Annotated in this window: 5 protein-coding genes and 1 rRNA gene; all 6 read left to right on the top strand. The window is 45.1% G+C overall.

The features are described from left to right. The first annotated feature begins 27 nt into the window (after window positions 1-27). The gene (locus ACU1JV_RS12630) at window positions 28-597 is read left to right on the top strand and encodes a hypothetical protein (protein ID WP_025679145.1); all 570 of its coding nucleotides are present in this window, start codon (window positions 28-30) and stop codon (window positions 595-597) included. Between the two features lie 69 nt (window positions 598-666). After that, window positions 667-816: a 50S ribosomal protein L33 gene (gene rpmG / locus ACU1JV_RS12635; protein WP_013370941.1), complete on the top strand. Its 150-nt coding sequence runs from the start codon at window positions 667-669 to the stop codon at window positions 814-816. Between the two features lie 508 nt (window positions 817-1,324). Continuing rightward, a complete protein-coding gene (locus ACU1JV_RS12640) occupies window positions 1,325-1,570 on the top strand; it encodes a type B 50S ribosomal protein L31 (protein WP_013310118.1) in 246 nt (81 codons plus the stop codon). A 609-nt stretch (window positions 1,571-2,179) separates the two neighbouring features. Further along, window positions 2,180-5,650, top strand: coding sequence for an Ig-like domain-containing protein (locus ACU1JV_RS12645; RefSeq protein WP_413986044.1), 3,471 nt, complete (start codon window positions 2,180-2,182; stop codon window positions 5,648-5,650). Between the two features lie 26 nt (window positions 5,651-5,676). Continuing rightward, entirely contained in the window at window positions 5,677-10,251 is a 4,575-nt protein-coding gene (locus tag ACU1JV_RS12650; protein WP_413986045.1) for an S-layer homology domain-containing protein, read from the top strand. A 540-nt stretch (window positions 10,252-10,791) separates the two neighbouring features. After that, window positions 10,792-11,176: ribosomal RNA gene (locus ACU1JV_RS12655) — 16S ribosomal RNA — on the top strand; the annotation flags it as partial.

An 11,176-nucleotide genomic window follows, 5' to 3' on the forward strand; every position in this document is an offset into this window, starting at 1 on the left:
TTTCTATGGAAGGACGGAGTGCCCAGCATGACAAGAAACCTTCAATATGTACCCTATGGTTATGAACCGCCAATCGAAACGCACAAAGGGACTATGGTCTACTATGATACGTTTGAGCAGACTACAGCTAGTGAGCTGGAGCTTTTTGCCGAAACGGGGGCTGCACTGTCTTTTACAAAGCTGGTGCTGTATCCGCTACATGAGGAAACGGTCAGAAGAATGTGGAAGCAGCCAGTACGCTCGTATTATAAGCGGGTCGACGAGCTGGGAGAGTGGCAGCGAGAGCAGGCTTTGAGTGCTGTTGTGATTGAGAACTGGGAAGGTAAGCGAAAAAAGTATACGCCAATTGAAGCAGCCATTCGTTTTTTGGCGGAAAAGTATGCAACTCCGCTTTTTTTGTATATGAGTCCTGAGACTGCTAATTTGTGCGCTTCCTATGCATCCTTTGGAGAATGGATTAGAAACGTCAGGTTGCTGCTTTCGAGTGAGCCTTTGGAACTTCATCCCAAGCTAGTACAGTACCGTAATCGCTGGAACACGGTAAAAGAAGCAACAAACCGCGACTCTAAGGTTGACAAAGAGGAGCATGAATTATAGAATAGAACTAATCGTAAAAATTACTATTGTAATTGTATACCATGTATTCCAATTGAGGAGGAAGAATAAATGCGCGTTATTGTTACCTTGGCATGCACCGAATCCGGTGATCGCAACTATACAACAACCAAGAACAAAAGAAATCATCCGGAGCGTATTGAAATGAGAAAATACTCTCCGCGTTTGAAAAAGTACACGATTCATCGTGAAACTAGATAATTTGTGGTTTGCTGCATAGCAACCTGAATGATCTCTTCCTGAGCGAAGCCTGTAAGTTTGCAAAAAGCCTGTGTTATGGAACCGGCGAAAACTTGAATTAGTCCAGTGGACAGAGCGTCCAAGGTTAAAGCTAGCACCTAAGAGGACGGCTTCTTTTCATGGTTGTTTGATAGATGCTAAGCTACATGGCACGCTTTGCCTTTTGAATCGAAAGCACGTGGCCACCCGAGTTCTCCTATGCTGATGTCAGCATGCGGGACGAACCGGAGGACCATTCACAATATGCTTATATAACGATGAAGGCTGACGAAAGAAACGGAGTGTTCGTGTAATGAGCGATGCGATATATACGGCATCGTTCGCTTGTCGTTTACGACCTTGAGCGCAACCGTTACGATCTGTCGTCTTTTTTTCTGAGACATAACCGTTCCTTTTGCCAACTGATGGAGCATTACGCCAGTAGGTTTGAGTTTGAAACTAAAACTACATGAAAGATTAGGTGAAACAAATGAAAAAAGATATTCATCCAACATTGAACAAAGTTATCTTTTTGGACCCTAGCTGTGGATTCACTTTCCTGAGTGCTTCTACTAAATATTCGCAAGAAACGATGGAATGGGAAGATGGCAACACTTACCCAGTTATCCGTGTAGATACTAGCTCCGCTTCACATCCGTTCTTCACTGGTAAACAAAGAAACGTGGATATTGGTGGACGTGTGGATCGCTTTAACAAAAAATACAACCTTAAGTAAGACTCGTGGAGAGCTATGTTTACGGATTATACCAATAATTCGTAAGCATAGCTTTTTTATTATCTACGATTACTTGATACAGCCAAAGCCCAATAAGAACACGAAAGCAGCAGCTTCTCCGGAACGAACCGTGAAGTTGCTGCTTTTTTATGCTTAGTGAAGCTGTACAATAGTCGACAATGCTGATCTTGGCAAACTGATCATTTTAAAACGTAACTCCATACTTCGCATGAGGCTGTCTTAACTTAAAAATAATCGCAGGTTTCTAGCCTGCGATTATTTTTTTATAGAACAAGTATTATGGTTAAGGGAAGATCCGGATAAATCACTCGCGGAAATGAGTTATTTGAAGAATATAGTTGGGGACTTAGTGCAACCAGCATCAATTATATAAGATTTTGTTCAGAATTGGTTCAGAGCTTTCGTATATATTAATCGAAACGACATAAATCACTTATTTTCGACAAATATATGAATAAAAGAATAATATAAACGCATTATTTATCGATAAATTCAGTGAATAGGCTTTATTAACTTTGAATTAGGTAGAAACATTTCGAAGATTGAATAGGGTCGTTTTACTCAAAAGTAAATTAGGAGGTACAACCATTGAAGGTTTATTCACTTAAGTGGGCAGCCGCTCTTGTTGCTCTTCAGGCGACGTTTGGTACTTCTGCTCACGCTGCAACGCCTGCCAATAATTCGTTTTCAGATATATCCTATGTGACGAATGATAAAATGGTGGCCATCCAAGAAGCTGTACGCCAGGGGCTTTTATCGGGAGATCCTCAAGGAACTTTTCGCCCTGCAGCAACATTAACTCGCCAGGAGCTCGCAGTATTATTGGTCAGAGCTTTAAAATTGGACCCTATTTCAAGTTCTTCTACTTTTAAAGATGTGCAAAGCAAACAATTTGCTGCACCATATATAGAAGCCGCACAAAAAGCCGGGCTTCTATCCGGGGATGGATTAGGAAACTTCCGTCCGAACGATTCTGTTACGCGTGAAGAGCTGGCAGCTGTGTTTGTTCGTGCAGTCGGAGGGGTTAATGCAGAGGGCGGATCAAGTGTTTTGCCTAAAGATCAGTCCTCGGTAAGCCAATGGGCGGCTGGAGCGGTAGATAAGGCACTTCGTTTGGGTTTAATCGACATTCATGACAGCAGGCTCAATCCCACAGGTGAAGTAAAAAGGGAGGATATTGCTCCTTTCCTGCTGGATATTTTCAAAACTCAAGAGCAAACGGCTACGATCAATAGCGTTGATGGAGATATTGTAACAATTGATAATGTTCCCTATTTAATAGAAGGAAAGTTGAAAGAGTTGATCGGAAACTCCAATAAAGATGCGTTAAAGGGAGCTATATTAAAGTTTAATTCGCGCAATCGTAATGTGGACGGGCTACAACAATTGGAGATCGTGCAAAAAGATGTTGTGTTAAACACCAATGGTCTACCGGAAAGCAGCCTGCTTCGAATTTCGGGTGATGGTGTTCAGATTAAAGGGGATACCAAAGGAGTAATTGAGCTTAATAACGGTGTCTCTAATATCCAGCTGAATGGCAACGTAAACCATCTTACTGTGAATTCCGGCAGTGATATTTCTATTAAAGGAACAGGGACAATTGGGGAGCTAAAAGTTGCCAACGCAAACGCTAAAGTGACATTGAACCCGAATTTTAAAGTTGAAACGATTAAGCTACCTAAAGATATTTCTGTTTCACAAGTTATCCAAAATTACAACGAAGTACAAAAGCAGATTGGACAAATTCAGTCCGCTGACGGGACGGTTCAAAAAACGACTATAGTTACATCGAGTAGCGTGACATTTTCATCTGGAGGTGGAACTTCAACAAATTCAGTGACTAACCATGCGCCAGGCGTTACTACCGGGTTTACAGATATTACGTTAAGTACAGCAGATGAGCCTAAAAAGATTAATCTGGCAAATAGCTTTACCGATGTTGACGGAGACACTCTGACTTACACAGCAGAATCTTCGGTCACGAACGTAGCGACGGTATCGGTGAATGGAAGTCAGCTGACTCTCACACCAGTGAGCGCAGGAACAACCAAGATCACGGTTACGGCGAACGACGGCAAGGGCGGGACCATAAATAGCCAGTTCAACGTGACGATCACGCCGGTGATCCCGGAAGTTGTGAACCATGCACCGATAGTAGAAACGTCTATCAGCAATGTAACGGCAGGAGTTGCAGACGGCATCAAGACGGTGAGCCTTGCAGGTGTGTTCGCAGATGAAGACAGCGACGCACTGACATACACGGCAACCTCGACAGATACGGGCGTGGTGACAGTAGCGGTAAACGGAAGTGACCTGAAAATTAAACCAGTGAACGCGGGTACGACCACGATTACGGTAACGGCAGATGACGGCAATGGCGGCACGGTGGATACACAGTTCAACGTGACGATCACGCCGATGATCCCGGAAGCCGTGAACCATGCGCCGACGGTGAACACGTCGATCAGCAATGTGACGACAGGAGCCGCAGACGGCATCAAGACGGTGAGTCTTGCAGGTGTGTTCGCAGATGAAGATAGCGACGCACTGACCTTTACCGCAACCTCGACAGATACGGGCGTGGTGACAGTAGCGGTAAACGGAAGCGACCTGAAAATAACGCCAGTGAATGCGGGTACAGCCACGATTACGGTAACGGCAGATGACGGCAATGGCGGCACGGTGGATACGCAGTTCAACGTGACGATCACACCAGTGATCCCCGAAGCTGTAAACCATGCGCCGACGGTGAACACGTCGATCAGCAATGTAACGACAGGAGTTGCAGACGGCATCAAGACGGTGAGTCTTGCAGGTGTGTTTGCAGATGAAGACAGCGATGCGCTGACATACACGGCAACCTCGACGGATGCGGGCGTGGCGATAGTAGCGGTAAACGGAAGCGACTTGAAAATTACGCCAGTGAACGCGGGTGCGGCCACGATTACGGTAACGGCGAACGACGGCAAGGGCGGGACTATAAATGGCCAGTTCAACGTGACGATCACGCCGATGATCCCGGAAGCCGTGAATCATGCACCGATAGTAGAAACGTCGATCAGCAATGTGACGACAGGAGCCGCAGACGGCATCAAGACGGTGAGTCTTGCAAGTGTGTTCGCAGATGAAGATAGCGACGCACTGACCTTTACCGCAACCTCGACAGATACGGGCGTGGTGACAGTAGCGGTAAACGGAAGCGACCTGAAAATAACGCCAGTGAACGCAGGCACCGCCATGATTACAGTAACGGCGAACGACGGAAACGGTGGCACGGTGGATACGAATTTCACTCTAACGGTGACTCCTTTGCCTGCGGTTAATCACGCTCCTGTTGTTCAAAACACGATAAATGATATTTCTACAGAAGCGGGTGCTATGGACACAACTATTGGACTTGCTTCAACTTTTGCAGATGAAGATTTGGACTTGCTAACGTATTCCGCTGGTTCATCGGACCCTAGCGTAGCAACGGTTTCCGTTACAGGCGATCAACTGAGTATTACTCCGCTTGCAGTCGGGAGTGCTACAGTCACAGCCACCGCAGATGATGGGAAGGGGGGAACCGTTCAAACGATCTTCCAAGTCACTGTTGGAGAAAAAAGAGGACTTTTCTTCTCTGAGTTGGCATGGGGGGAGGGCGACCCTATGATGCAGATTATTGAGCTTTATAATGCGGGTTCTGAGGAATTGGATGCTTCGAAAATTAGAATTGAACGCAGTGATAGTGGAAATTCGATCGAAATAAGTCAAAACGCTGGTGCTTCTATTCCAGGTGGAGCTACTTTTGTGATAGGAGATACCATGTATTTTGGTGATGCACATGTAGATTACTTCATGGATATGGGATTTTATAACGACGATTCAGCACCTGTCACTTTATCGCTCTATTACGATAATCAGTTGATTGATACGGCCGTGTTTCAGCCTCATACCACTATAGCTAGACAATCCGATGTTACCCATGGAAATGCAGGCCACTACGAGGCGAGTGAATGGTTTGATGAAGGTATCGATTATACGGATAATATCGGTATCTTTAACAGTGAGGCACCGTAATGAATAAAAAGAATAGAGGGAACATCATGAGTTCTAAGCCCAATAAATGGCTGATTACATTAGCCTTGGCTGCACTTGTTGCTCCAACGGCTTTGCAGACGATTGCATCTGCTGCCAGTGATGCGTCAAACGGAGTAGCTCTGGCGAGCCTGCCTTTTAAAGGCATCAATAATATTGCTTCAGAGCAAAAGACAAGCATCCTGCAAGCCATTGAAGCCGGGCTTATGCATGGCGACCCGTCCGGATCCTATCGGCCAACGGATTTGTTGACCCGTCAAGAAATGGCGGTTCTGTTAACTCAAGCTCTTCAACTCTCTATTTCTAAAGCAGCAAGTAGCAGCTTCTCGGATGTAGACTCGAAAAATTGGTCCAGTCCCTATATTGAGGCTGTACATCGTGCAGGATTCGTGAATGGAGACGACGGCTCCAAATTCAGGCCCAAAGCGGCAGTAACCAGAGAGGAGGCTGCGGTTCTGCTTATGCGGGCTGCCGGGCTTCCTATTACAGCTAACGCCACGGAGTCTGCTAAACTTACTGATTGGAATCGGGTCAGCCCGTGGGCACGGCCATACGTTAATACGGCTTTACAGTCGGGCTCCATGAAGACGGATCAGTCCGGTTTTAAACCTAAATCGTCCGTTCAGCGTCAAGATATAGCCCAGTATATGATGTCTACCTTTTTCCCCAAGGACCATGTAGGCCAACTCCAAAAAGTAGAGGATGGAAAGGCCTGGATTAACGGGATTGAATATAAACTCTCGGATTCAGTTAAAGGAATCCTGCAAACCTCTAACCAGGAGATTCTTAAGGGAGCAGATATTCAATTTGTAGCATCACAGCGGACCATTGAATCAATCACCAAACTGGTCATCCATGCGAGTGGGCAAGCCCCGATAGGGCAAGCTTCCGAATTCAGTGGCAATCTTGTATTAGATGGTCATAACTCCTCGATTGACGGAGATTTAACTATTGACGGCGACTACATTTCGGTTATGAATTTGAATGTCAAAAATAGTTTTACAGTTACGTCAAGCCTTGAACATGATTTCTATGCCTCTAAATTTACGGTACAAGAAAAAACATATATTCAGGGCGGTGACCAAAACACCGTATTGTTTAACACATCTGAGCTGCAGGATGTCGAGGTATCCAAACAGGATGTCCGCGTAGTCATTCAAGGAAATTCAAGGGTAGATCAAATGACATTGACTTCCAATGCAACGATTGAAAATGATTCATCCTCAATGATACAGCAGTTAAAAGTTCTTACCGGTGCCCAGCAGGTAGAGTTGCAGGGGACTATTCAGCAATTGTCAGTCAACAGTGATCAGCCCGTAGCTCTGACAGGCCAGGCCTCCATTAATACATTGGTGGTGAGCAGTTCCTCCTCGGTCAGTCTGGAGGTAGCTGGAACCATTTCAAATTTACAAGTAAATAACTCTGAAGCAAACATTAGTGTAAGCTCCTCCAGCCAAGTCACGAATACTTCATTTGCAGCAGGTGTGTCCTCTTCGACGGTATCAGGAGTCACTACAACTTCTTCCAGTAGCTCTTCCGGTAGCTCGCGCTCTACGGTTGTGACCAATACAGCACCGAAGTTAGTGACCAAATATGACGATCAAGCCGTAACGGTGGGCGATTCTGAACTTCAAATTGACTTGCTTGGGCATTTTACGGATGAGGAGCAGTCTGAGCTCAAATATACGGCTGTGTCGTCTAGTACAAAAATCAGTACAGTCCGAGTAGAGGGAACCAACCTGTCTATCAAGGCTGTTGGCAAAGGGACTGCGACTATTACGATCGCTGCAGATGACCAGGCCGGGAAAAAAGCGGGCACGAGTTTCAAGGTCCGTGTTAATGAATCTCCTGTTTCATTGGGTATCCCTGATCAAAGCGAACAGCTGGGAAGCGACGATGTGACCTTGTCTTTAGGATCATATTTTACAGATTCTGAAAATGATCCCATGACCTATGAGGTTGTGATTGATGATCCTTCCATTGCCACCTTTACCTTGACGGATGATCAATTGGTATTAACTCCGGCAGTTGTAGGACATGCCCAAGTTACTGTCAAGGCGTCCGATGGTCGGGGAGGCAGCGCAAACCAGTCGTTTCAATTAGTGGTAAGTGCGGGACCTAATCAAAATCCGGTTGTAAATCAGAAGCCAGGTAACCAAACGCTCACTGTGGGCGATGCGGACTACATCCTGGATTTATCCCCGGTATTCCTTGATCCGGACAGCAAACCAATGACCATTTCGGCAGAATCCTCGGATCCTTCCATTGCGACGGTCTCCGTTAACGGAAATCAAGCCACGGTTCATGCGGTTTCCTCAGGAACAGCAAACATCCAGCTAAAAGCGGCTAATAGCCGTGGAGGCGAGGTTAAAACCAATTTTGATATTACCGTTAATGAACCTCCAGCATCCATGGGAATTCCGGATCAAACGAAACAAATCAATTCAGGTGACATTCAATTATCTTTAAATGACTTCTTTACCGACCATGAGAAGGATTCGTTGTCATACAGCATTGATATTTCCGATTCTTCGGTTGCATCTGCAGTGCTCAATGGGGACACGCTTACCATTACACCGTTAAAGATTGGCAGCACATCAGTATCCGTTAAGGCATCCGATGGCCATGGAGGCAGCACAAGCCGGTCGTTTCAAATGGAAGTAACCGCTGTACCTAACCAAAATCCGGTTATAGATCAGCAGCCGGGTAATCAGACACTGATTTTAGGTAATTCAGATTATACCCTGGATTTATCTTCGGTATTCCACGATCCCGATGGCGACTCTGTGGACGTTTCTGCAGAATCTTCGGATTCGTTAGTCGCTGCTATATCCGTTAACGGAAACATAGCCACAGTCCATGCAGTTTCCCCAGGAACAGCAACGATTACGCTTAAAGCAGAAGATGGCCGTGGGGGCGAAGTCGCTACTAATTATGATGTTAGCGTCAATGAATCCCCGATTTCCACAGGGATTCCGGATCAGATGAAAGAAATAAATACAGGCGATATTCAATTGTCCTTAAATGATTTCTTTTCCAGTCCTGATAGCTATGTTTTAACTTACGATGTTCATAGCGTTTCTGACCCGACTGTTGTGACGGCTGCCGTTTATGGGGATATACTCACTCTTACACCATTAACGATCGGTAGCACATTAGTATCGATCAAAGCAACAGATGGCCAGGGAGGGGAAGTAATCGAAACTTTCAAAACCACCGTCACAGCTGGACCTACACAGAATCAAAATCCAGTAGAAACTAAACCTGCCGACCAGTCGCTTACTGTAGGTGATGCGGTTTACTCACTCGATTTAGATTCCGTTTTTACAGATCCTGATGGAGATACGTTGACCTTTAAGGCAACCTCTTCCGTTCCGTCTGTTGCTTCGGCGGAAATCACTGGAGACCAATTGAAAATTCAGGCACTAAGTGCAGGGGCGACAAGCATAGAAATCAAGGCTACGGATGGTCGCGGAGGGCAAACTTCAACTACCTTCCAGGTCAATGTCCTGTCATCCGGTTCGTCTAACCCATCTTCAAATCAACGCCCTCAAGTAGAAGGTGCCATTTATGAACAAGTGTTGACTGCAGGAGTTACCAATGCAAGAAGCTACGACCTATCCCAATTGTTCAGTGATGCTGACGGGGATGCCCTGACGTTTACTTCTACTGTTGAATCAAGCGGTGTGGCAAATGCAGAGGTTAACGGATCAACGCTGACTCTTACTCCGGGTAATCAGGCAGGAAGTACCAAGGTAACGATTACTGCGGATGACGGGCATGGTGGAACAACCACCTATAATTTTCAGGTAACAAATGCTCCTCTAACGACGAACGGAATTGTTCAAATCCGAACCAAGCAAGGGGTCAAAGATCCGATTACTTATGACATGTCAACAGTTTTCCCGGGTGAAACTTCATTTAAAGTCTATTCGGGTACGGCAGATTCTACCTTTACTGGACCAATCCCTCTTAACGGGACAGTTTGGACATGGAATGGGGATATTTCTCAATACTACTGGGTAATCGGGGCGAACGGATCTGCCACTGTATTCCAAGTGATAGCAAATCCTCAAGGGCCAGAGGATCTATATTTTTCCCAGTATCTATCCTTGGATAAAACCCGCACTGCTATTGAGTTGTTTTACAATCCAGTAGGGGATACTTCTAAACCTATAGAAAATGCAGGATACTCACTTGAGATTCATCAATACAATTTAGCTACAAATACTCCTAAAGTGTGGAGCCAGCCTATTAATTCGTTTTGGAAAGGCATGCCTTATATATATATCGATTCCATCTTTTATGACTTTTTCGACATTGTTCCTGTGGCCTACTATAATGAAGAAATAATGTTATCAGAATCAGATAAAAATGTAACGACAGGCTATGTCCTGAAAAAGAACGGTGTAACGATCGATGTCTTAGGTGATCCTGACGGCAAAACGCAATTTATGCCGAATAATGGGACTATTATCCGAAAATCGGGGATTAAGTCCGGTTCCTCCTTTTATAACCTTCCAGGAGAGTGGAACTCTTATCCAAATGGAACGCTCCAATATTTTGGCCATCATACTCCATAACATTTTGTTGAATTGACGGGAAGCCGGCGATAAAATCGCTGGCTTTTTTTTTATATTTTTCAGATTTAAGTCCTCTTGATTTGTGGTTGCTTAAAAGCCAGCCGAATTTGCACAACCTTCATCGGTTTTGGGGTTTGTTTTGATTTTAAATTAAACTCGAATTATTTTAGAAAATAACACTTGCTATATAATTTGATTATGTGTTATATTCTTATTCCGGCCAATTAAACAAGATATTTTGTCGGTCGGCTAATGAGCAGAACGAATTTGAAGAAAAAACGAAAAAAAGTTGTTGCAAAGTTAGTCGAAAGATGATAATATATAAGAGTTGCTGTTGATAAAAAAGATAGCGATGAAATGAAGGATTTGATCTTTGAAAACTGAACAACGAGTGAGTGCGGATTTTGTTTACAAAATCCAACGTTGAAATTTTGGTACATGCCATCTGGCTGTATGAAATGGAAACAAAAATGAGATATTTTATCTCGTCAGTTTCAACATGAGCTAATCGCTCTTTCTATAACTAACTTCGGTTGGTCTTTAATGGAGAGTTTGATCCTGGCTCAGGACGAACGCTGGCGGCGTGCCTAATACATGCAAGTCGAGCGGGGTTATTTAGAAGCTTGCTTCTACATAACCTAGCGGCGGACGGGTGAGTAACACGTAGGCAACCTGCCCACAAGACAGGGATAACTACCGGAAACGGTAGCTAATACCCGATACATCCTTTTCCTGCATGGGAGAAGGAGGAAAGGCGGAGCAATCTGTCACTTGTGGATGGGCCTGCGGCGCATTAGCTAGTTGGTGGGGTAATGGCCTACCAAGGCGACGATGCGTAGCCGACCTGAGAGGGTGATCGGCCACACTGGGACTGAGACACGGCCCAGACTCCTACGGGAGGCAGCAGTAGGGAATCTTCCGCAAT

Source organism: Paenibacillus sp. T2-29, from assembly GCF_052921365.1.

Coding starts and splice junctions, on each gene's coding strand:
- rpmG (WP_013370941.1), top strand. CDS start 667: ATGCGCGTTATTGTTACCTTGGCATGCACCGAATCCGGTGATCGCAAC.
- ACU1JV_RS12650 (WP_413986045.1), top strand. CDS start 5,677: ATGAGTTCTAAGCCCAATAAATGGCTGATTACATTAGCCTTGGCTGCA.
- ACU1JV_RS12630 (WP_025679145.1), top strand. CDS start 28: ATGACAAGAAACCTTCAATATGTACCCTATGGTTATGAACCGCCAATC.
- ACU1JV_RS12640 (WP_013310118.1), top strand. CDS start 1,325: ATGAAAAAAGATATTCATCCAACATTGAACAAAGTTATCTTTTTGGAC.